Annotated in this window: 15 protein-coding genes; 3 read left to right on the top strand and 12 right to left on the bottom strand. The window is 52.1% G+C overall.

Going from position 1 to position 22396, the window contains the following annotated elements; translation table 11 throughout:
- Positions 1-3: 3 nt before the first annotated feature.
- Both BUA44_RS08215 and BUA44_RS08220 read right to left on the bottom strand, forming a co-directional pair.
- Positions 4-1563, bottom strand: coding sequence for a fibrobacter succinogenes major paralogous domain-containing protein (locus BUA44_RS08215; protein ID WP_083579542.1), 1560 nt, complete (start codon positions 1561-1563; stop codon positions 4-6).
- A 148-nt stretch (positions 1564-1711) separates the two neighbouring features.
- Entirely contained in the window at positions 1712-2659 is a 948-nt protein-coding gene (locus BUA44_RS08220) for an AgmX/PglI C-terminal domain-containing protein (protein ID WP_072810700.1), read from the bottom strand.
- 580 nt (positions 2660-3239) lie between these two features.
- On the opposite strand from BUA44_RS08220, the gene alr reads away from it, so the two are divergent.
- Positions 3240-4463: an alanine racemase gene (alr, locus tag BUA44_RS08225; protein WP_072810702.1), complete on the top strand. Its 1224-nt coding sequence runs from the start codon at positions 3240-3242 to the stop codon at positions 4461-4463.
- Between the two features lie 180 nt (positions 4464-4643).
- Here the strand turns inward: alr and hisD are convergent, their stop codons facing one another.
- The 9 genes from hisD to lysS all read right to left on the bottom strand — a co-directional run bounded on the left by hisD (position 4644) and on the right by lysS (position 17945).
- On the bottom strand, positions 4644-5933 hold the full coding sequence (hisD, locus tag BUA44_RS08230) for a histidinol dehydrogenase (RefSeq protein WP_072810704.1): 1290 nt from the start codon (positions 5931-5933) through the stop codon (positions 4644-4646).
- 118 nt (positions 5934-6051) lie between these two features.
- Complete coding sequence (gene cimA / locus BUA44_RS08235; protein ID WP_083579543.1) at positions 6052-7773, bottom strand: citramalate synthase; 1722 nt, start codon at positions 7771-7773, stop codon at positions 6052-6054.
- 23 nt (positions 7774-7796) lie between these two features.
- Entirely contained in the window at positions 7797-10169 is a 2373-nt protein-coding gene (locus BUA44_RS08240; protein WP_143151914.1) for a hypothetical protein, read from the bottom strand.
- Positions 10162-11004: a TIGR02147 family protein gene (locus BUA44_RS08245; protein WP_072811046.1), complete on the bottom strand. Its 843-nt coding sequence runs from the start codon at positions 11002-11004 to the stop codon at positions 10162-10164. The genes BUA44_RS08240 and BUA44_RS08245 overlap by 8 nt, the downstream gene beginning before the upstream one ends.
- 239 nt (positions 11005-11243) lie before the next feature.
- The gene (locus BUA44_RS08250) at positions 11244-11897 is read right to left on the bottom strand and encodes an adenylate kinase family protein (protein WP_083535519.1); all 654 of its coding nucleotides are present in this window, start codon (positions 11895-11897) and stop codon (positions 11244-11246) included.
- 97 nt (positions 11898-11994) lie between these two features.
- Positions 11995-14505 carry an ATP-dependent Clp protease ATP-binding subunit gene (locus BUA44_RS08255; RefSeq protein WP_072810708.1) on the bottom strand — a complete coding sequence of 837 codons (2511 nt, stop codon included), beginning with the start codon at positions 14503-14505 and terminating at the stop codon, positions 11995-11997.
- 10 nt (positions 14506-14515) lie between these two features.
- Entirely contained in the window at positions 14516-15196 is a 681-nt protein-coding gene (locus BUA44_RS08260; protein ID WP_072810710.1) for an ABC transporter ATP-binding protein, read from the bottom strand.
- Entirely contained in the window at positions 15189-16433 is a 1245-nt protein-coding gene (locus BUA44_RS08265) for an FtsX-like permease family protein (protein WP_072810712.1), read from the bottom strand. Before BUA44_RS08265 ends, BUA44_RS08260 begins: the two co-directional genes overlap by 8 nt.
- 6 nt (positions 16434-16439) lie before the next feature.
- Positions 16440-17945, bottom strand: a complete 1506-nt coding sequence (gene lysS / locus BUA44_RS08270; RefSeq protein ID WP_072810714.1) for a lysine--tRNA ligase — start codon at positions 17943-17945, stop codon at positions 16440-16442.
- 366 nt (positions 17946-18311) lie between these two features.
- Here lysS and BUA44_RS08275 point away from each other — a divergent pair, with 366 nt between their 5' ends.
- Complete coding sequence (locus BUA44_RS08275; protein ID WP_072810716.1) at positions 18312-19331, top strand: Rpn family recombination-promoting nuclease/putative transposase; 1020 nt, start codon at positions 18312-18314, stop codon at positions 19329-19331.
- Positions 19332-19430: 99 nt separating this feature from the next.
- Here BUA44_RS08275 and BUA44_RS08280 read toward each other — a convergent pair whose 3' ends face one another.
- Complete coding sequence (locus BUA44_RS08280) at positions 19431-21140, bottom strand: transglutaminase-like domain-containing protein (RefSeq protein WP_143151915.1); 1710 nt, start codon at positions 21138-21140, stop codon at positions 19431-19433.
- A 442-nt stretch (positions 21141-21582) separates the two neighbouring features.
- On the opposite strand from BUA44_RS08280, the gene BUA44_RS08285 reads away from it, so the two are divergent.
- On the top strand, positions 21583-22371 hold the full coding sequence (locus BUA44_RS08285) for a polymorphic toxin type 50 domain-containing protein (protein WP_072810721.1): 789 nt from the start codon (positions 21583-21585) through the stop codon (positions 22369-22371).
- Positions 22372-22396: the final 25 nt, after the last annotated feature.

Consider the following 22396-nt stretch of genomic DNA (forward strand, 5'->3'; position numbering starts at 1 on the left):
ACCCTAGTCCTTGAGGCAACGAACAGAAAACCCTTTGAGCGCGTTGGTGCCGTCCAGGTACGCATCGTCGTTGCCGTAGCGCAAGGCCATATTATACGCGTAATAGCTACCGTCCTCTGTAGAACTCCAGAAGTACGCGCCGTAGCCCTCGTAGAGGTAAATCCCGTTGCTGCCCCTGAAGCCGGCAGGGAGCGCGGAGAAGGCGAAGGCATCCGTGCCATTGCCACTACTATTCCATCCGGATGTGGACTTGAGCACCTTGCCTACGGTTGATTGACCACCGACTGCTGTGAACAATGTTTCGAATTCCTCTTCTGTTGGCAAGTGCCAGCCCTTTGGGCAAACACCGCGAACAGGATAAGTCGGAGAGCATGTCTTATTATAGCCGCAACCCTTGCCGTTCGTGCTCCATGTGCCCACGCTGTCCATCGCGGCTGCCCATGTATAAAGGCGGCCGTACTTGGAGCAGTTGCTTGCGTCGTCATTGTAGCACCAACTGGTGGAATCAGAGGTATAGTCTCCATTTTTATAAGGAACATCAGTATAGGTGTAGTTGAGGTTCTGGGCCATCCAAGTCTGAGTGCCGATGGTAACCGTCTTGTAAGTCTGACCGTCGCGGGAGTCGGTCATAGTTCCAGATGTCACTTCGGCAGGCTCTGTGACCTTGCTAGAAGATGATTCTGCTTTTTCTGAACTGCTCGACTTTGTCGAACTGCTAAACGCGACAGAACTACTTGATTTTACACTGCTGCTGGACACACTTGTCTCGCTATCGCTCGACTGCGGTGTGACGCTAGAAGAGGATTGTACAGTCTCGCCTTCGTCCTTGAGGCAACGGACAGAAAACCCGTAGTACTTGTCGTTGATCACGTTCGCACTCTCGTAGTTGTGGTACAAGTACATATTATACGCGGAATCGCTATAGTACTCTGTAGAACTCCAGAAGTACGCATAGTAGCCCTCGTGGTAGTAAAGCCCGTCGCCGTACCTGAAGCCGGCAGGGAGCGCGGAGAAGGCGAAGGCATCCGAGCCATTGCCACTCCATCCGGATGTGGACTTGAGCACCTTGCCTGCGGTTGATTGGCCGCCGACTGCAGTGAACAAAGTTTCGAATTCCGCTTTTGTTGGCAGGTGCCAGCCATCAGGGCAAGCCGTCGTCGCAGCCTCCCATGTGTAAAGGCGGCCGTACTTGGTGCAGTAGCTTGCACTGTCTTTGTAGCAGTAGCTGTTCGCAGTTTCGTAGTTGAGGTTCTGGGCCATCCATGTTTGCGTGCCGATGGTGACAGTCTTGTACGTCTGGCCGTCGCGGGAGTCGGTCATAGTTCCGGTGGACACACTTGTCTCGCTATCGCTCGACTGCGGTGTGACGCTGGATGACGACGATTTTGCTTCACTGCTGCTAGACACACTTGTCTCGCTATCGCTCGACTGCGGTGTGACGCTAGATGACGAACCATCCGACGGGCGAGTCGCAAAATCGCTGTCGTCATCGCCGCAGGCGACAAGCAGCAGAACGGAAACTGCCGCAGCAACAAAAGAAAATCCATGTTTCGCTTTTAGCATAACCTAACCTCTACCAGATAGTTTTGTTTCAGATAATCTATATAATTTTTCGACATCCACAAATGCAGAGGCCTATTCCACAAGGAAAAAAAGGAATTCCGGCAGCCGCCAGCCACCGGAATGGTATCATTTACAGGATTTTAGAGTCTTATTCGGTGAACGTGAACGGAATGGTCACCGTGGTGTTTCCAGATTTGACCTTGCTGAATGTCCAGCGACCGACAGCATTCTTGATTTCGCCATCGAATTCGCCGATACCCGTAGTGGACGAGACAACCGCGATGCTGATCACCTCGCCGCCCGGGGCAATCGTGAACTTGAGCGTCACCTTGCCTTCCAAGCCCGGTTTTTTCTTCAGGTACTTATTGTAGATATGGCGTAGTCCGGGTGTACGTGTGCGAACGACCTTCATGATATCGGAGGCAGATCGCGAGGAGTTCCCTGCACCCAGGTCGATATCGCGCACGGAAGGGGTCTTCATATTTCCCTTCATGGACTTCGTATTGATTCCACCACCCGAACCGCCGAACAGGTTTCCGAGCGCCCCATCGATTCCGCCGCCACCCCCAGAAGCGACAGCCTCGTTAAAGGCTCCATCGACCTTTCCGGCCCTCACGCCAATATGCGTTTTTCCCGTAGTCTGCAAGCCGTTCGTGTTCTTGAGGATTTTATCTATGTCTCTCGCGAACTTCTGGTCGTTCATGAGGTTGTATGCCGAAGCTGACGCGTTCTTGGTCATTGACGCGAGTTCCTTGAGGACGCCCCTTGTCTTGGGCGCGTTCGGTTTCCCCTGATTCTTGGGCTTGCCACCGCCGGGCCTGTTGTTCTTTTTTGCGATGTCTTTCGGTTTCTTATCCTGTTTCTTTTCCTGCTTTTTTTCTTCTTTCTTATCGGCGATGTCGATTTTCGTTTCGATTTCCAAACTGGAGGTTTTCTCGAACATCATATCGTCGATAATAACCTCGTATGTCGTGGCCCAGAAACTCAGAGCGAGCGCGACAAGAAGCGAGACGCCGGAGATGCGTCCGAGCCGCTTGTCGGAATCAGGCATGAGCGAAGCCACGAATTCTTCCGTGGTCTGTTTTTTCGGTTTCATGATTTTATCCTCCCCCTCTTGCGAGGGAATTGATGGTTTACGTTTTGTTTTGGGGGTGATTTTCTGGGGGTAATTTTTCAAGGTAAAAGGGGGCCTATCGCCTTGCGGTCAAGGCTTCAATTTTGCAAAAAAGCAATTTTCGTGAACAGGGCTTAACGGTCAAGCCTTGCACACAACGTAACGATGTACGGGGGATTTAGACGACAATCATCGAAGGAATTACTTTATCCACAACACCAGTCTCAACTCCGTTCCTTCACTCAGATTCAAGACAAATTGTTCTCTCTGATTTTAAACTATAAAGAAAAATCGGAACGGATTCACCCGAACGGGTAAACAAATTTTCAACATTTGAATTGTAAATTCCGACAAAAAGTGGCAGTACCAATAAGTACAAGGGCTGTGCGCGTTTTTGCTGATACGGTGAAGTCCTGCAACTTTACAAAAAGTTATTGCAAACAGATTTATTCCACCTTGTAGGCATATTTTGTTTACGTTCTAGTGTTTTAAACGGCTCTAGAGCGCACAACCAGGCCTGTCGCGGGCCGCAGGCATGGCCGTTTGTTATATTTTACGCACTATGAAGCTTTTACCGACCCCACCCGACTTGAACCGTATCGCGCGCCCGAACTGGATTGAAATCAATCTTGACGCACTCTGCAACAACATTCAATTCATCCGCAGCCAGATTCCGGCAAACACGAAGATTCTGTTGCCCGTGAAGGCCGACTCCTACGGGCACGGGAGCCTCGCCTGCTCGTTTGCCGCAAAGTTCGGCGGCGCGGACTACCTGGGCGTCGCCCACATCAGCGAGGGCATGCTGCTCCGCCAGTACGGTATGGACTTGCCTATCCTGGTGCTCGGCCCCTGCACTCCAGCAGACTTCGCCTACTTCGTGGAGTTCCAGCTTACTGCTGCCATCACGGACATCCGTACCGCAATGGCGTTCGACCAGTTCCTGAGCGAAACGGGTACGACCTGCAAGGCGCACCTCGCCATCGATACGGGCATGAACCGCTACGGTTTCGATGCCGAGGACTTCAACAACATCCGCGCGGCACTGAGCCTCAAGAGTCTGAAATTCGAGGGGATGTTCACGCACCTCGCCACGGCCGACATGCCGGGGAACCCGAAGACGGATATCCAGATACAGCGATTCACGCGACTCGTGGACGTGCTGGAAGCCGAAGGACTCCGCCCCGAAATCTGCCACTGCAGCAGTTCCGCAGGCACGCTCACGCGCCCCGAAAGCCACTTCGACATGGTACGCCCGGGCCTTGCGCTCTACGGCTACAACTGCATGGGGGCAGCACCCTCCCCGTGGCCCATCAAGCCCGTCATGAAAATCAAGAGCACCATCCGCCACATTCACGACGTGAAGCCCGGCGAGACGGTGAGCTACGGCGGCTACTGGATGGCACAGCAGCCCACCCGCATCGCGACCATCGCCATCGGTTACGGCGACGGCTACCTGCGCGGCGAATACAACAAGGGATTTGTCTTTATCCGCGGGCAGCTGTGCCCGATTCTCGGGCGCGTCTGCATGGACGCGACGATGGTCGACGTGAGCCACATTCCCGACGTGCAGGTCGGCGAAACTGTCGACGTGGTAAACGGCGAGCTCGACTTCCGCATTTCGATGGAAAGTGTCGCCGACGACCACCACACGATTCCGTACGAACTAACAAGCCGCGTGGCGCGCCGCCTGTACCGCAAGTACTTCTGGAAGAACCGCCTGGTGCGCTGGGATTACCTGAAGCAGGAATTCGGCGTGCAGGATTATAAAGAGTACCCGTTACGATAACCGTTCGCGCTACACTCGGATTTTAAATTACTCCGGTATGCGCTCACTCTCGCAACCGCCCTCGGTTAACACCCGAGGGCTTTGTTGCTCACAGCGATAACCGTTCGCGCTAAGTTCGCGTTTATCGCATATAAAAAAGGCTCCCGAGGGAGCCTTTTAATTTGTTTGCAAAACAGGACCTTAGAGGCGCTTGAGCACCGCGGCGGCGTGGTGGATAAAGCCTTCTTCGGTAGCGACGGCGGCAATGGCCTTCGCGTTCTTCTTGATGGCCTTCTCGCTGTAGCGGATGATGCTCATGCGCTTCAGGAAGTCGTACACGCCGAGCGGGCTGAAGAAGCGGCCCGTGCCGTTTGTCGGCAGCACGTGGTTCGGGCCCGCGAAGTAGTCGCCCACCGGCTCGCTGGACCACGGGCCGATAAACACGGCACCCGCATTTTCAATTTGCGCCGCCATGGATTCCGCTTCAGCGGTCATGACTTCCAAGTGTTCCGGAGCGATGCGGTTTGCGATTTCCACGCCGTCGAACCAGTCCTTCACCACGAGGATGCGCCCGAAGTTGCCGAGCACCTTCTCGAGGAGTTCGCGCTTCGGGGAATTTTCCACCTGGATATCCACGCAGGCGCTAATCATCTGGGCGGTTTCCATGTTGTCAGTAATGCAGATGGCCGCCTCGAAGCCGGAACCGTGTTCCGCCTGGCTAAGCAAGTCCGCAGCCACGAAGTCCGGATCGCAGGTGTTGTCGGCCATCACGAGCACTTCGCTGGGGCCAGCCACCATGTCGATATCCACGACGCCAAAAACTTCCTTCTTGGCGATTGCCGCAAACACGTTGCCCGGGCCCACAATCTTGTCGACACGTTCCACGACAGTCTTGCCCTTCGCATCCTTCGCGCCATAGGCAAGCAGGCCAATCGCCTGAGCACCGCCGATGTGGTAAACTTCGGTAATGCCGAGTTCCTGCAGCACGAATGCGACTGCGCGGTTGATTTCGCCCTTGATAGGAGTGACGACCACGATGTCTTCCACGCCGGCAACGAGAGCCGGGACCGCGTTCATGATGACGGTGCTCGGGTAGATGCCCGCACCACCCGGCACATAGAGGCCCACGCGCTTCATCGGGCGGATACGCTGGCCGAGCACGACGCCGTCGGCACCCTGCATGAGCCAGGATTCTTCCATCTGGTTCTTGTGGAAGTCGCGCACGTTCTTGATGGCCTGCTTCAGCGCCTTCTGCAGTTCCTTCGGGCACTTGGCGGCAGACTTCGCGATGGCCGAAACCGGCACGCGGATGTTCTTGCCCTTCAGGCCGTCGAACTTCTGGGCGTATTCCGTCGCCTTCGCGATGCCACCCTTCTTGATGTCGGCAAGGATCTGCATTACCTTGTCGTGAATTTCCTTGCTCGGGGCGACTTCGCGCCCGCAGATGCGTTCAATTTCTTGAGACTTTGGTGTAACCTTTACAATTTTCATAGTCTTTCTTTCCTGCTGTGTCATTCTGAGCGAAGAACCGAAGGTTCGTAGTCGAAGAATCTAGATCCTTCGACGCCCCTATCGCTACGCTCCAGGGTCGCTCAGGATGACGCTTCAATCATCTTTTACGTCTCGTGATATCGGCGAGGTTCCTCACCTTGCGGGCACTCAACTTCTTGGCCTTCGCCGGAGCGGGTTCCTCTTCCTTCGCGGCGCTTGCCTGCCCCGCAACCGCAACCGACTTCACGTCGATATGCTTGTACGCGCTCTCGATGACCTTGTTGTCCACGAGAATCTTGTACGTGAGCCCGTCCACGAACGCCATCCAGGAGGCCTCGATGATATTGCTCGAGACGCCGACCACGTTCCAGTAGCCCTTCTCGTCGCCAAACGTCGTCCACACGCGCACGGTAGCGTCAGATGCCACCTTGCTCCCGAGCACGCGCACCTTGTAGTCGTCGAGTTTGACCTTCGCCATGTTCGGGAAGAACGGGAGCAAGGCCTTGCGGAGAGCCGCGTCGAGAGCGTTCACCGGGCCATCGCCCTCGCTCACCTGATGGCTTATCTTGTCGCCAATCTGGAGCTTGACAGTCGCCTGCGAAACGGAAACGCCCTGAGTGGTCTTGTCTTCGATGACGCGGTAACCCAGAACCTTGAACGGCTCCTGCACCATGCCCAAGTGGCGGTACACGAGCAGCTTGAAGCTCGCCTCGGCGCTGTCGAAATGCCAGCCCGCGTTCTCGCGTTCCTTGATGAGCGTGAGCAGCTTGCCCACCACCGGGTCCTTCTTGTCGATGCCCGGCTTGATGGCCCTGAGCTTTTCCACCACGAGGGAACCACCCGCCTGGTCGCTCGTGACGAACACGCGGTCGTTGCCCACGGCATGCGGGTCGATATGCTCGAAACTGCGGCTCACCTTCATCACGCCGTCAATGTGGGCACCGCCCTTGTGCGCAAACGCCGCATCGCCCACGTACGGGGCGTGCACGTCGCTCGGCAGGTTCACAATCTGGTCCACGTTGCTGCTCAACTGGCGCAGCCTTGCAATCTTTTTCGCGGCAAAGAACTTCGCGCCCATCTTGAAATGGAGGTCTGCAGCGATGGTCGTGAGGTTCGCGTTTCCGCAACGCTCGCCGTAACCGTTCACCACGCCCTGCACCATCGTAGCGCCGCTCTTCACGGCAAACAGGCTGTTGCACACGCCCAGGCCAGAATCGTCATGGACATGGATTCCTATCGGAGTCGATATGCTCTTCTTGACTTCCTTGATAATCTCTTCGATTTCCCACGGCATGGTGCCACCGTTGGTATCACAAAGTACAATACAGTCCGCGCGGCCGCGCTCAGCAGCCTTCAACGTCTCGAGAGCATACTGCGGGTTCGCCTTGTAGCCGTCAAAGAAATGTTCCGCATCGTAAATCACCTCCTCGGAATGGTCCTTGAGGTAGTCGATGGTAGACTCGATCATGTCGAGGTTCTCCTCGAGCGTCGTGCGGATAACGTCCGTGACATGCAAATCCCAGCTCTTTCCAAAAATCGTCTTGACCGGGGCGTCCGACTTCACGAGCGCCTGCAGCAGCGGGTCCTTCTCGGGCAGCACCTTCGGGCGGCGCGTAGAACCGAATGCGGCAATCTTCGCGTGCTTCAGCTTGACTTCCTTGATCTTCTGGAAGAATTCCTCGTCGGTCGGGTTGCTCGGATTGGGCCAGCCCCCTTCAATGTAGTCAAAACCGAAATGGTCAAGAATTCGCGCAATCTGCAGCTTGTCGGCGAGAGAAAGGCTTATCTTGCGGTCTTGGTTACCGTCGCGGAGGGTTGTATCGTATAAAAAAACTTTCATGCGCACAAAGATAGAAAATAATGCTATTCCTTTTTGAAATATACCCTCTGCAAATCATAAGATATTTCATCTTTGTGCGCTTTGTAAAATAAGATTTTTATTGCAACGACATGCTTTAAGGCTTCGGAAAGATCCATCTTGGCCCCCCAACCACCTTGTTTAAACTTATTCCATGAATAACAATCACTCATAAGCGTAGAAGACGGAATCGCATGAACTTGGAAGAAATCATCATCAAGTGCAGATTTAAGAGAATCACCCATGTCAAGGACAATATAAATTGCATCTGAACTTGCGTGTTCAAAACAAATTCCCTCTCTCTCTGAAAGGTCTACGGCCTTATGTTCACCGTTTTCGTTCTCGTCGGCCAGCCAAAAACCGAGTTCTACAAAAGGTTTCCATCCGTTTTCGAGAGTATCATCCGAAAAATAGGCTGTCCCGTACAAACGACGTTCCATAGTGAGGTAATTATCAAGTGCATCTGGCGCGCCCCAGTCCACGACCTTATACTCGTCACCATCACGGTTCAAAGCAAAACGGGAATGTCCTCCATAAATAGAATCTGTGTGCAAGAACCAGAGACCCGCAGAACCTCTTCCGTTGTCGAAAGGAGTAATAACCCTTGTCATGGAACCATCCCACTCCAAGTCCACTCCTTTTTTATAGTCTATACACATTTCTAACTGACTCTTTTCCATGTGTACACCAGACTCATATCCTTTTTGATATAGGGCCGCGGAATCAGGATACTCGTCAAACCCGTTATCCTTCAAAAGTTGTTTAAATTCTTCCGTATAATACAGCGTTCCACTTTGGCACCTATAGGATTTTGTCATAATGACGGGAGTAGGCGGCATGGCAAAGCGTCGACTCTGAAGACGTGATTGATATGGCAACTGATTCCTAAGGCAGCCTTTCGTTATCTCGTCCAAGGTATCCAGACCATACAGCGAGTCAATAACGTCCTTGTAGTCGTTGCGACCTTTAGCAGATCCGTTTGTAAAATTCGAGTCCTGAAGGGAAAAAAGAGTTATACTTCCGAAATCCACAATACGTTCCATTATTTCACAGGTATCCGGAAGTGTGTCTCCATTTGTAAGGACATCTGGAAGATTTTCGCAAAGAGCAAAAACGGAATCCCTTATGTAATTGCTTACAGAATCAACCTTAGCCTCGAATGTTTCAAGCGTTTCGGCATATTCCCGAGAGAGTTTTTCCGAGCCATCACTGCAAAGAATCGTCTTTGGAACAGGATTATCACAAGGCGCTTCCAATGAAGAAATGGGATTCATAAACATCATAAGAGCGCCAGCCGCATTGGAAAAACATTTTCTTGACGCAGATGAATACACTTCCGTAGAATTGGCCTTTTCGAACAATAGGCGATCGGCACTTACACGTCCTTCACGCGAGATTCTTTCTTCTGTATAGGAACATTCGCAATAGTATTCCTTTACCGATTCTGCCCTGCAGTCTTCGTCAACCGTATTCAGCGCCGCGGCGACATTTCCGGATATTTTTCCCAACGCAACGATATTAAAGTTCTTTGAGTCCCAATTCCGCGAATTCGACTCAAACGAGAATCGTAAACCTTTCAGGTGCGCTAGCACATCCTCTAGCGACATAGAAGGGACTAAATTTTCGTCGAACGACGAACGTGCCCAAAATTTATTCCACGGGTAACATACTCCTTTTCCATTGCCTGCGCCTTGATTATCAACATTGGTCAAAAGAACCCCATACAAGGGCTCCCCTTCAGGCTGCCCGGCATCAAGTTCCATTCTCATCGGGCTGCCAAGGTACTCAATACAAATGCCTTGCATGTCAGTCGCATCAACACTTTCGAATTCGCCATTAGCGTTTTTTCCCGCAAAAGAAAATTCCAAGTAGCCATGGCTCGATTCTACGTAAAAAGGACGCAAGCCGAGCGAATCGGCGTCAACTTCGAATTCTTCAAAAATAACATTACCGCACATGCTCCCCTTGCACCGGTCAACGACTGGTGCAAGAGAAAGTGAATCATATTCTTCATTGACGGGAACACCCCAATTAAAATAAACATCACGGTCGTCATGCGGTTCAACTGACCAGTACCATATACCCGACGTATTTGTCCCGTTATCATACCCGGTCCTTACGCGGTATCCCGAAGTAGGATTCCACATTTCACCAGTCCAGTAGCAACCTTCGTACTCTGAAGGCAATGCGCCTTGTGCAGCATATCTTCGACAAAAGACACTCGGGGTTGGCTCTCCGACCGACGTATCACCATCGGCGGTGAACATGTTCGGTTCTTCACTGGAACCCGAAATCCTGCCATTATCCGACTCCGAAGAGCACGAAGCAAAGAAGGACATTGTCCATACAAACGCTATACAAGCTAGAAGTTTATTCATCTTTGGTCTCCTTTAATCTTTTCAAGTTCCACGTCAACGGAAAAAACTGTAAATTCAACCGGTAGATTTGGTCAATTTCTTCACACTCCGCAGCAATCGCAATAACCTTCCGGCGACATAAATCAATTTCCTGAGCAATGCGTTCATAACATTCCCTGTTTACGCCCAGCGTAACGCCCGATATACTTCGTTCTTCCGGAGAAAAGCGGTCAATAGATTCTGCGGCAAGCCCAAGCATCTCCCGCTGCATAGAACGCACTGCAAGCGCGAGACCTTCCCTGGATGCAGAAACTGACGTTTTCGTTTGGACATAATTTCCAACATCCGTTCTCTTTAGAAAGTCACACCGCATTAGGAACGAAAGAGATTGCAACACATCTGCCGCAGAGATCTTGTTGCAGCAAGCCGAGGCTATTTTTCCCGGAGTCGCACCGGGCATCAATGGAGCAAGTTCGCGAATCACCGAATTTTTCCACCCGTCATAGAATTCGATGGCATCCTTGTCTACTATACGCACCTTGTGCTCCGTGGCAATCGACTGCATCTCTTTCAGAAAATACAATTTGGATGCATCGGTCTTCGCATTATTGAAATTGACAAGAGCGCGAAAATACGTAACTTCATAACCGGCAAGCCCCATCGCGGATGCTACGCGCTCAATTGTCACACGACTCAAATTGCTCTTAGATTCACTTACCAATCTCAAATAAGTGGAAGACGAGAAACCGGCGGTTCGAGCGAATTCACGCCAGGAAAAGGCAGAACAGCGCTTGCGCTCTTTGTAAAAATCCTTAATAAGGAGATGATAATCCTGATACTCAACAATCGGTTTCATGTCCTGAAATATATATTCAAAAAAACATGATGTCAATATCAAATGACCCAAAATCTATAATTTTTAAATAAAAAACACAATTTTTATTTAAATTTTAAAAATTATTTTTCTATATGACCCAACCCATGTCATAAAGGCTTACAAAAAAAAATGCCCCGGCTCAATAGCCGTGGCATTTTTTTCAATTCTTTCGGGCTGGACTCGCAACGCCAAGCATGCTCGTCGTTGCAACGCTCGCCTTACTTGGCTTTCTTGCAAGCCTTCTTGCAGCCGCACTTCTTGGCAGCGGGCTTCTTGGCAGAAGCCTTGCAGAACTTCACGTAGGCAGCGAGGGTGTCGCAGAACACTTCGTCCGGGGTGTTGTCGCCGTTGATGCGGCTGATGATGGACTTGCTGTACTTGCCGAGCACCTTGGCGGTGGATTCCTTGTACACCTTGAGGCGGTTCTTGATAACGGCTTCGTCGGCGTCGTCCTTGCGGCCTTCGATCTTGGCGCGGTTCAGGAGGCGGGCCACGATGGTCTTCTCGTCCTTGATGTCGAGCACAAAAATGTGCTTCACGTCGACGACGGATTCGATGAGCTTGACCTGGGCAACCGTGCGGGGAATACCGTCGAGGAGGAGGGTATCCTTATCCGGGTTTACCTTGTTCGTATTGATGAGGCCTTCGATGAAGCGGCCGAAAATTTCGACAGTGGCTTCGTCCGGAACCAAGAGGCCCTTGCTGGAGTAAGAAGCGAGGAGCTTGCCGGATTCGCTGGAAGGAGCAATGCCACGGAAGATGTCGCCCGTGGAAATGTGCTTGAGGGAAGTGGTAGCAGCGAGCTTCGCGCCGACGGTACCCTTGCCGGAACCCGGTGCGCCGAAGATAAGAACTGCAGGAATTTTAGCCATTGTTAACCTCTTGGGTTTGATTGTTGAAATTTTTCGCGGTCAAAGATAGCTTTTTAGACGAAAGACGATAGACGAAAGACGAAAGAATTATAGATGATTATGACTGAATCTTCTCGCACTTGAAACTGAGCTTGCCGTTTTCGACGCCGATGCTTATCGTGGAGAAGTCCGTGAGGGTACCGAGCAGGAGCCCTTCGGCAATCGCGTCTTCCACGAGGTTCTGGATGGAACGGCGGATGGGTCGCGCCCCCAGGGTGGAATCGTAATTGTTGTTCACGATAAATTCCTTCGCCTCCTGGCTGATTTCCAGCAGGATTCCGCGATCGGAAATGTTCTTCTGGAGGAACCCCATCTGGATGTCCACGACGGAGACGAGGTCCTTCTTGCTCAAGGCACGGAACACTATCTGCTCGTCGATGCGGTTCAGGAATTCCGGAGAGAACACGCGCTTGACCTCTTCGCGGATGGCGTTTTCCATGCGCTCGTAGTCATCGGTCTCCCCTTCCTTGGTGAACCCCATGCCGCCGCTGTGGCGCACTTCGCGCGCACCCGCGTTACTCGTCATAATGATGATGGTGTTCTTGAAGTTGATCTTGCGGCCGTAACTGTCGGTAAGGATGCCGTCGTCGAGAATCTGGAGCAGGATGTTGTAGATATCCGGATGCGCCTTCTCGATTTCGTCGAGGAGCACCACGGAATAGGGTTTCTTGCGCACCTTCTCGGTGAGCTGTCCGCCGCCTTCCTCGAAGCCCACGTATCCCGGAGGAGCACCGATAAGGCGGGAAACGCTGTGCTTTTCCATGTACTCGCTCATGTCGATGCGGATCATGGATTCCTCGCTCCCGAACAGCGAGAGGCTCAGCACCTTCGCAAGTTCCGTCTTGCCCACGCCGGTAGGCCCGAGGAAGAGGAAACTGCCCATCGGGCGCTTGCTGCTGCGGATGCCCGCACGCGTACGGCGGATGGACTTGACAATCGCATCGACCGCGGCGTCCTGCCCGATAATGCGCTGCTTGATTTCTTCGCCGAGGTGCAGGAGTTTCTGCGTCTCTTCGCCGCCGAGGCGGCTCACGGGAATGCCCGTCATCTTGCTGATGCAGTCGCGGATGTCGCTCTCGTCCACGACAGGGGTCTCCTGCCCTTCTTCCTGCAGCTGCTTCCTGCGTTCCGCGATGGAACTCTGGAGTTCCTCCTCGCGGGCACGGCACTTGGCCGCATTCTCGTAATCCTGGTTCGCGACCGCCTCTTCCTTCTTCGAAAGGACTTCGGCAAGTTCAGATTCCATGTCGAGCAGGTCCTGCGGGACCTTGATGGAATTGAGCTTCACGCGCGCGCCCGTCTCGTCGAGCACGTCGATTGCCTTATCCGGCAAAAAACGCTCGCTGATGTAGCGTTCGGCAAGCGTCACCGCGGCACGGATGGCCTCGGGCGTGTAGTGCACCTTGTGGTGCTGCTCGTACTTCGGGCGCAGCCCCTCAAGAATCTGGATGGAATCTTCAGAATTAGGCGGATTCACGAGAATCGTCTGGAAGCGGCGCTCGAGTGCAGCATCCTTCTCGATGTACTTGCGGTATTCGTCAATCGTCGTCGCACCTATGCACTGCAGTTCACCACGCGCAAGCGCGGGTTTGAAAATATTGCTCGCATCGAGGCTGCCTTCCGCACCGCCTGCACCCACGATGGTGTGGAGTTCGTCGATGAAAAGAATCACGGAGTTGCTCACGCGCTGGAGTTCCATGATGAGGCCCTTCATGCGTTCCTCGAACTGGCCGCGGTACTTGGTACCGGCGACCATCGCCGCCACGTCGAGCGTCACGACGCGCTTGTTCACGAGCAGGTCGGGAATCTTCTTCTGCACAATCTTCTGCGCGAGGCCCTCGATAATCGCGGTCTTGCCCACGCCGGGTTCGCCAATGAGCGCCGGGTTGTTCTTCTTGCGGCGGCAGAGAATCTGGATGAGGCGCTCGATTTCGGATTCGCGCCCGATAATCGGGTCGAGCTTGCCCGCACGCGCCATCGCGGTGAGGTCGCGCCCGAAGTGGTCGAGAATCGGGGTCTTGGACTTGGAACCGCCGCGCATCTCGCGCCCGCCCTGCTGCTGGCGCGGTCCCTCTTCGGGGATATCCTGCGGGGCGTTGCCGTCGCCGCTATGCTTGAGCTGGTCGAGCGTCTGCTGGAAATTTTCGTACGTTATGTTGTATGTGGAAAGGATTCCAACCGCAGGGGAATCTACCTGCTGGAGAATCGCGAGCATCAGGTGTTCGGGGCCGATATACTGGTCGCCTTCTTCCTTCGCGATTTTTGCAGCATTGAAAAGCACCGCCTTCGCGCGAACCGTAAACTGCAACAGGCCATCGCGCGGGTTGCCGCCGATGGTCATGAGCCCGCCGTTCGAGGAGAGCGAACGCTGGATATCCTCGCTCAGGTCCACGAGGTTAATCCGGAGCGCCTTGAGGGTCTCTACCGCAAAGCCCGAATCCTCGCGCACGAGGCCCAGGAGCAGGTGCTCGGTCGAAACGCAGTCGCTCCCGAGGTTGCGCGCCGCCATGCGGGCGGCCTGGAGCACGGCCTTCGCCTTCGCAGAAAAAATACCGTTATTATCAGCCATACCAAATCTCCTATCCGATATCCTGAATCAATCCGTTATGCATCACCACACGGCGCTTCGCAAAACTCGCCAACTTCTCGTCGTGCGTCACAATCAAGAAGGCCTGCTTGAACGTCTCGTTGAGTTCGCCAAAGAGTTCGTTCAGCTTCGCGGAGTTCGCCTCGTCCAGGTTGCCGCTCGGTTCGTCGGCCAGCACCAGGTCCGGGTGATTCATGAGCGCACGCGCAATCGCAATACGCTGGCGCTCGCCGCCACTGAGTTCGCGCGGCAAGTGCCTGAGGCGGTCCTTGAGGCCCACCGTTTCCAACAGCATCTCGCCACGTTCGCGGCATTCCTTCTCGGACTGGCCCACAATGCGGCCCGGAACGCACACGTTCTCGATGGCGGTAAACTCGCTGAGCAGGTGGTGGAACTGGAACACGAACCCCACCTTGAAGCGGTGGTACGCGTCGCGCTCGTCGCTGTTGAACTTGCTGAGCGGCTTGCCCTTGAAAAGAATTTCGCCCGAGGTCGGCGTGTCGAGCATGCCCACGAGGTTCAGGAACGTAGACTTGCCCGAGCCGGAAGAACCCGTGAGCGCCACGAGTTCGCCCTCTTCCATCGAGAAGTTCACGCCCTTCAAGATTTCGAGCTGTTCGCCCGTCTCGGAGAACACGCGCCTGAGGTCGACTGTCCGCAATAAACTACTCATGCCTAATCGCTCCTACGGGGTCAAGCCTGCTCGCCTTCCATGCCGGGAGCAAGGTCGCAAGTACACAAAGCGCAATGCCAATCACGAAAATAAGGACCACGTCAATCAGGTGCACAGAAATCGGGAAGTACGGAATCACGTAGACATCGCCCGGGAGCGTGATGAAGTGGTAGGCCTCCTGCAACTTGCAGAGCACAAGCCCGATGGTACCACCCACGATGGTGCCGCCCACGCCAATGAAGCTGCCCATGAGCATGAACACGCGCATGATGCCCGCCTTGCTGAAGCCCATGCTGCGGAGGATGCCGATTTCCTTCGTCTTGTCGATGACGACCATGATGAGGGAACTGATGATGTTGAACGCCGCCACGAGGATGATGAGGCAGATGACCGCCGCCACGATGAACTTCTCATAGTTCATCCACTTGAGGAGCGTGATGTTCTTCGCCTTCCAGTCCATCGAGTAGTACGGGTAGGTAAGCCACTGGCTCATGTCGTAGGCCGCCTCGCCTGCCTTCCAGTGGTCCTTGATGCGGAACTGGATACCCATCACGGCGTCACCCATGCCGAGCAGTTTCTGCATTTCCTTGAGCCCGATGTAGGCAAGGTTGCCGTCGTACTCGTAAGTGCCCGTCTCGAAGATGCCGCTTACCACGCACATCATCATCTTGGGGCCCGAGCCGAGCGCCTCGTCCGGGCTCTGGAACAGTTGCAGCACGAGCTTGTCGCCCACGACCACGCGCAGGCGGTTCGCAAGTCCCGAACCGAGGATGATTCCCGGGCGCATCTTGCCCGTGAGGTCTTCCAGGCTATCGACGGAATACTCGCCCCACTTGATGTACTTGTAGATGTCGGTCACGCCCTTCGCGCTTTCGGCATCGATGCCGTAAATCACTATGCCGTCGTTCACCTTCTTGGAGCTGATGCCCACCTTGTAGATGATGAACGGCGACGAGGCCACGATGTTCGAATCGCGGTTCTTCGCCTCGCGGGTAAGACTGTCGTAACTTTCGATAGGCTCGCCGTTGTACGACATGATTTCGAGGTGGGCGTCCTTCCCTATCATCTGGGCGGTGACCTCTTCCTCGAAGCCGTTGACCGCAGCAAGCGCGACCACCAGCGCGAACACGCCGATACTCACACCGAGCATACTGAAGATGCCGATAAGCGAAACGAAGAGACTCTTACGCTGAGCCCCCAGGTAACGCCAGGCGATGAGCCATTCCAGTTTATTCATCGATAATTAGGTCTCCGGCTTCATCAGCGGGAAGAGTTGAACGTCGCGGATGGTCTGCTGGTTCGTGAGGAGCATGACCATGCGGTCGATACCGAAGCCAACGCCGCCCGTAGGAGGCAGGCCACTTTCGATGGCATGCATGAAGTTCTCGTCCATCGGGTGCGTTTCGCCTTCGCCACCGCGGCCGCGGCGCACCTGGTCTTCCAGGAGCTCACGCTGACGGATGGGGTCGTTAAGTTCGGTATAGGCGTTGCCCAGCTCCCATCCGTTAGCGTACGGCTCGAACTGTTCGATGAGCCCATCGATGGTACGGTGCTTCTTGCAGAGCGGGGTGCTCTCGGTCGGCATGTCCTTGATGATGGTCGGCTGGATGAGCTTGTCTTCCACGGTGAGCTCGAACAGTTCGAGAATCCCGCGGCCGCGGCTGAATTCGCCGTCCAGGTGGCCGCCCAGCTCTTCCATCTTGGCCTTGATTTCGTCGTCGCTCATTTCATTGACCTTCAGGCCGCCGAACTTCTCGATAGCTTCGATCATGCTGTAACGAGGCCACGGGGCCTTGAAGTCGATAACCTTCCCCTGGTAGTCAATCTTGGTGGTGCCGTTCGCCGCAATGCAGGCGCGTTCGTAGATGTTCTCGAAGTGCACCATCATGTCGTTGTAGTCGGCGTAGGCTTCGTAGAACTCGAGGCCGGTGAATTCCGGGCTGTGCGTGCGGTCCATGCCTTCGTTACGGAAATTCTTGCTGAACTCGAAAACCTTTTCCATGCCGCCCACGATGCAGCGCTTCAGGTAGAGTTCCGGGGCCACGCGCAAGTAGAGCGTCATGTCGCAGGCGTTGTGGTGCGTGGTAAACGGGCGGGCGTTCGCGCCACCGTAAATCGGCTGGAGCGTCGGGGTCTCGACCTCGATAAAGCCCTTCTCGATGAGGTATTCGCGGATAGCCTGCAGAATCTTGAAGCGCTTGATGAACACGTCCTTCACGTCGTCGTTCAAGGCCATGTCGATGTAACGCTGGCGGTAGCGGGTATCCACGTCGGCAAATTCGTTGAACACGACCTTGTTGCCGTTCTCGTCCACCTTTTCCTTCGCGACCGGAAGCGGGCGGACTGCCTTACTGAGCATCGTCACCTTCTTCACGTGCACGGAGTACTCGCCCGTCTGCGTCTCGAACATGAAGCCGTTCACGCCGATAAAGTCACCAAGGTCGGTCATCTTGACGACTTCGTAGTTCTCCTCGCCCACCTCGTCGCGGGCGCAAACCACCTGCAGGCGGCCATAGCGGTCCTTCAGGTGCATAAAGCACATCTTTCCCTTGCGGTTGAAACGGACCACGCGACCAGCGAAGGCGACTTCCTCGCCCGATGCCATCAGGGCTTCCTTGTTTTCCTTGAGCATCTTGGAATCGTGCGTGCGGTTGAACTTGTGCGGATAGGCCTCGATGCCCATTTCCTTGAACTTCGCAAGCTTCGCCAAACGAGCCTGCACCTGGTCATTCATGTCTTGCATTGCCATGTTAATCTAATCCTGTGACCTAGTCACTTGAAATTTTGAACGTGGTAAAGATAGAAAAAAGCTTGCACGCGGCCCATCAAATTATGTATATTATACCCCGTAGATTGCATTAATCCTGCTGACAGCGTATTCAATCCGGGCAGGAAGTTTAACTATCTGCTTGACGCCGTTCTCCCTCCGCATGGTGCAACTAGCCTGCGGCTCGAGGACAGGAACCCTGTGGGGAAGCCGGCCCCATGGCGAGCAACGTAGAGTTCCACCCGCAAAAATGCGGGTGCATTTCCAAAAAAACACAGCACTTTAACCGCCGTATGTTTACGCGTCCCTTTCGCGTACCGTAAACGTCTATACGGCAAAGGAATACCTATGGAACAGGAAGACTTTGTTCCCGACTACGCACAGATTTCCCGTGATATCTGGATCCAGCAGACCTACGAAGAAATCAAGAAGCGCACCTATCTCGACCCGCTCTACGACGCCGCATTCAAGGCTTTTCTGAGCGACGAGCAGGCGCTTATCAGTTTCTTGAACGGAGTGTTCCAGCTGGAAGGCGACAACCGTATCACCGCCGTCACCATCAAGAATACGGAAGTGAACATCCTCTTTCCGCAGGTCAAGACGTTCAGGCTCGACATTCGCGCCACGACTTCGACCGGATTCAGCATCAATGTGGAAATGCAGAAGGCGAAGCACAGCCGCTTCATCGAACGCATCCTTTTGCAGCACAGCGCATTCATGCTCCAGAGCAAGCACGAATGGGACCAGGAATTCTTCAAGGAACCCGCGAGGGAACTCACCGACGAGGAGCGCGCTCTGCGCGAAGCCTCCCGGTACGAAATTCCGCCCACCTTCGCCATCTGGATTTGCGATTTTTACCTGGAAAAGCAGTCCGGATACCGCGGCACCTGGGCAATCCGCAACGAGCAGGGCTTGACGCTTTCTGAAAAGGTTAAGTATATTTTGTACGACCTGACGCAGTTCAGCAAGAAACGCGAAGAAATCAACACCGCCGAGGACCGCTGGCTCTACCTGCTCAAGAACGCAGGTTCGTCCGACGACCTCCCCGATTTCGACGACGGTGTTATCGCGAAAGCGATCAAGCGCCTCCTTGTGGGAACAGCATCGGAAAAACTCCTGAAGGAACAGGCAAAGAACATGGTGATGACGGAAGAAGAACTGGACTATCTGGCCTCGCTGAAGGTCCGCGCCCGTGCGGAGGGCAAGGCCGAAGGCTTGGCTGAAGGCATTGCTGAAGGCAAGGCAGAAGGCAAAACGGAAGGCCACGCAGACGCTCTCAGCGTGTTTGAAAAACTGGGCGTTCCTCCGGAAAAAATCGCCGAAGCCAAAGCCATGCTTTCGGCAAAGAAAAATGAATTACCCAAATAAGTTCGCTTAAAATGCATTAGATACAAAAAGGACGGAGACATGCTCCGTCCCTTGATTTTTCTTGTCATGCGCGACTTAGATTATCCATTCAACACTCTTTTATGGGATGTTATTGGGCATCAAGCCTAATTCACGAAGACGATAAATGGGAACGCTAAAAGTTGAATCCATTTCATAACTTTCATCCCCCAATGGATCGTAATAATGCCTTATTCCTTCTTGAACTGCATCATAAAATGTCCAACTTGTATTACCAATCATTGTTGTTTCAACGAAACTTAAATCATCACCAAGAGGATTTTCAATCCACCCAACAAAAGCGTGCGAAGGAATGAATATAACATATGCAAGAAGTCCCAGACGTTCTAATACTGATGCAAAGAGCACAGCGGTTTCAATACATATTCCTTGTCTTTTTCGGAGCGTTTCAACAGGATAATTAACTCTTTGACCTAGACTTGCTGCGCCATTATTTTCGACATACTTAATATTTCGTGACTGAAGGACTTCAAAAACAGCTTTAACCACACGATAAGTACTCATCTCAATTGATTCATCTTGTCCGTATTTTTGATAAACCTTGAGTTCACCATTGGGTAGTTTTTTTGCAACTTCATCAACAATCTTCGTTATAGAATCCGCCATCGGAGTTACCCAAGCTCCTATCCACAATCTTTTATCAGGTATTGCTTTGGTCGAAAAGATCTGCATCGGGTGTATAGTCACAGGCTTAGACTCTGTATAGAACAGCATCTTACAATTATTTTCAAGGGCATAAGCTTCTATATGTCGTAAAGTCTGTTTTGGTGCAGACAAAGCATACAATGCATTATCATTAAATTTAAACGACGGAGAAAGAATTAGCCTAGAATGAGGTTTAACAACACCTGTCGCAGTTATCGTATCAGTATAACCAGAAATCCATGTCTTTACCATTATTTTCTTTTGGTTACAACTCTCTGATAAAACATCACACGAATCATAGATGAAAATAGGAAATGGTGATTGAATTATTATTGAGTCACCATTTTCATCAGCAATAGGAAAATCCTTATACATTAGCGAATACTGATTTGCGTATGCACCATAGATTTCATCCATGCCATCATCTTTAGCATACAAAGTCCTAATTACACTTTGTCTGTAAATATCACTATAAACACTGTCATAGAGTTTATTATAAAGCGAATCATAGTCCGCTTCTTTAAGGCTATCAATCAATGCCTGACGCGCAGAATCAATCCATGCTTCGCTAAACGCACTGTCAAAACTATTTTTATAAACCGAGTCAACATAAGATTCCGCATAAAGACTGTCAATGAGAGTCTGGCGAACAGAGTCCATCCATTCTTTACCAAAGGCCTTTCCAAAAAGGTCGCCATTGACCGAATCCATATAGGATTCAGCATAAAGGCTGTCAATAATCGCCTGTCGGGTCGAATCCATCCAGGCCTCGCCGAAAGCCTGGTCGAAAAGATTTTTGTAGACTGTATCGATATTGGGAGCTGTTTTCACACTGTCCCAAAGAGAACCAGAGATTTCTTTTCGAATTGCGTCGGCGAGAGAATCAATATTCACAACAGCATCTTTTCCGTTTGCACCAGGGGCACCATCTTTACCATCAACACCCGGTGTTCCATCCTTACCATTTGTACCTGCTAGTCCGTCTCTTCCATCGCGACCGTCGGCACCAGCAATTCCATCCTTGCCATCGGCACCCGAACAGGCGACCATACAAAAGCTTAGAGCCACCGCAATCAAAACTAGGAGTTTATTGAAGAACTGGAAGTAATGTTTTTCCGCAGCCATGACAGCCTCCATTGTTTAAGCTTATGGAGTTTGCCCCTGTCGGCAACAAGCCATGCCATTTGAAAAACAAAAAAAGGCGCAGATCGTTGCATTTACCTGCGTGGGGCTCTCGACTGCCTTTAAGCGATAAACGCAAACGACCCACGCCCCAAACGGGCGACAATACTGTAAAAACACAGTTTTGCCGAAATACGCAAAAACAAACCGCAAAAAGCGGTCTGACAAACGCATTTACGTGAGCGTTCGCCTTGTCTACGCTTAAGGAAATTGTCGAGATTTCACACAGAAGACAAGAGCAAAAACTCTATTTCACTCAAAAAAATAACATAAAAAATACTGTTGAGTACAAAAAATTTACAAAGAACGGCCTATTTCTGTCCTTTTTTGCGGAAAATCACTCTTTTTTAGAGGGGATACCCATACTCCAAGTTAAAATACATTTTTGTATATTTCTCCCATCGCGCCAACGGCAGAGAACCTGCCCGAAGAGCCGACCGATTATTATGTGATTCCCGATGGCGAGAAATTCGTCGGGTTTTATGTAAATTCGGCCGGCTCTTTTTTGTTTATAGGAGAATTCATGGCAATAGACAACCGGATAGAACGAGCCCGCGCTAGAGGTCTATATACCGATCATGAACTTAACGTGCTATGGCCAAAGTTTTTAACAGAAAAAGCATCCAAGCGTATCAACTCTGAATGTCAGAAAAAACATATCACGGGCACAAAAACATTTGAAAATTACGACAAAAGTTCAAAAGAAAAAGGATTTGCCGGTGCTGCATATTTCAATTCTGACATTGATGTTTATGGCCTTGTAAACCAATCTATCGGAACAGGCTTGGTTGTTTTTAGCAAGGCTGAATTTGTAAAAGAAGAATTAGTTCAATTTGATAAAGAAATCGGCTACGCGGGAAGCGAAAAATTCGTAAGAACAAATGTTCTATCAATTCGGTATGCAAACAAAGGCATTCACGCAACTCCCGTTCATCCGTCAAAATACAAAGACACTATTAATTTTCTAAAAAAACGGGAAATACTCATTAACGACCAAAAAAGAAAAAACATCGGTAACCTTCCTGCAGTCCGGCATCACCAGCCGGTGCGTGTTTTCCGATGCTTTTACACTAATATACAATCTTTTCTCCGAAAAGTCAAGATACTCCTGAAAAAACTCAAAAAACGCAAAAAGAGCCCACAGTCCGTGGAAGATAGCGAGACAACATCGTAAAATTTCTACATTTACCTCCGAAATT

Source organism: Fibrobacter sp. UWR3 (assembly GCF_900143055.1).
Classification (GTDB): Bacteria; Fibrobacterota; Fibrobacteria; order Fibrobacterales; family Fibrobacteraceae; genus Fibrobacter.

Bases quoted from the DNA above. Each gene is read 5' to 3' on its own strand.
- BUA44_RS08215 (WP_083579542.1), bottom strand. From the start codon at position 1,563: ATGCTAAAAGCGAAACATGGATTTTCTTTTGTTGCTGCGGCAGTTTCC.
- BUA44_RS08220 (WP_072810700.1), bottom strand. From the start codon at position 2,659: ATGAAACCGAAAAAACAGACCACGGAAGAATTCGTGGCTTCGCTCATG.
- alr (WP_072810702.1), top strand. From the start codon at position 3,240: ATGAAGCTTTTACCGACCCCACCCGACTTGAACCGTATCGCGCGCCCG.
- hisD (WP_072810704.1), bottom strand. From the start codon at position 5,933: ATGAAAATTGTAAAGGTTACACCAAAGTCTCAAGAAATTGAACGCATC.
- cimA (WP_083579543.1), bottom strand. From the start codon at position 7,773: ATGAAAGTTTTTTTATACGATACAACCCTCCGCGACGGTAACCAAGAC.
- BUA44_RS08240 (WP_143151914.1), bottom strand. From the start codon at position 10,169: ATGAATAAACTTCTAGCTTGTATAGCGTTTGTATGGACAATGTCCTTC.
- BUA44_RS08245 (WP_072811046.1), bottom strand. From the start codon at position 11,004: ATGAAACCGATTGTTGAGTATCAGGATTATCATCTCCTTATTAAGGAT.
- BUA44_RS08250 (WP_083535519.1), bottom strand. From the start codon at position 11,897: ATGGCTAAAATTCCTGCAGTTCTTATCTTCGGCGCACCGGGTTCCGGC.
- BUA44_RS08255 (WP_072810708.1), bottom strand. From the start codon at position 14,505: ATGGCTGATAATAACGGTATTTTTTCTGCGAAGGCGAAGGCCGTGCTC.
- BUA44_RS08260 (WP_072810710.1), bottom strand. From the start codon at position 15,196: ATGAGTAGTTTATTGCGGACAGTCGACCTCAGGCGCGTGTTCTCCGAG.
- BUA44_RS08265 (WP_072810712.1), bottom strand. From the start codon at position 16,433: ATGAATAAACTGGAATGGCTCATCGCCTGGCGTTACCTGGGGGCTCAG.
- lysS (WP_072810714.1), bottom strand. From the start codon at position 17,945: ATGGCAATGCAAGACATGAATGACCAGGTGCAGGCTCGTTTGGCGAAG.
- BUA44_RS08275 (WP_072810716.1), top strand. From the start codon at position 18,312: ATGGAACAGGAAGACTTTGTTCCCGACTACGCACAGATTTCCCGTGAT.
- BUA44_RS08280 (WP_143151915.1), bottom strand. From the start codon at position 21,140: ATGGCTGCGGAAAAACATTACTTCCAGTTCTTCAATAAACTCCTAGTT.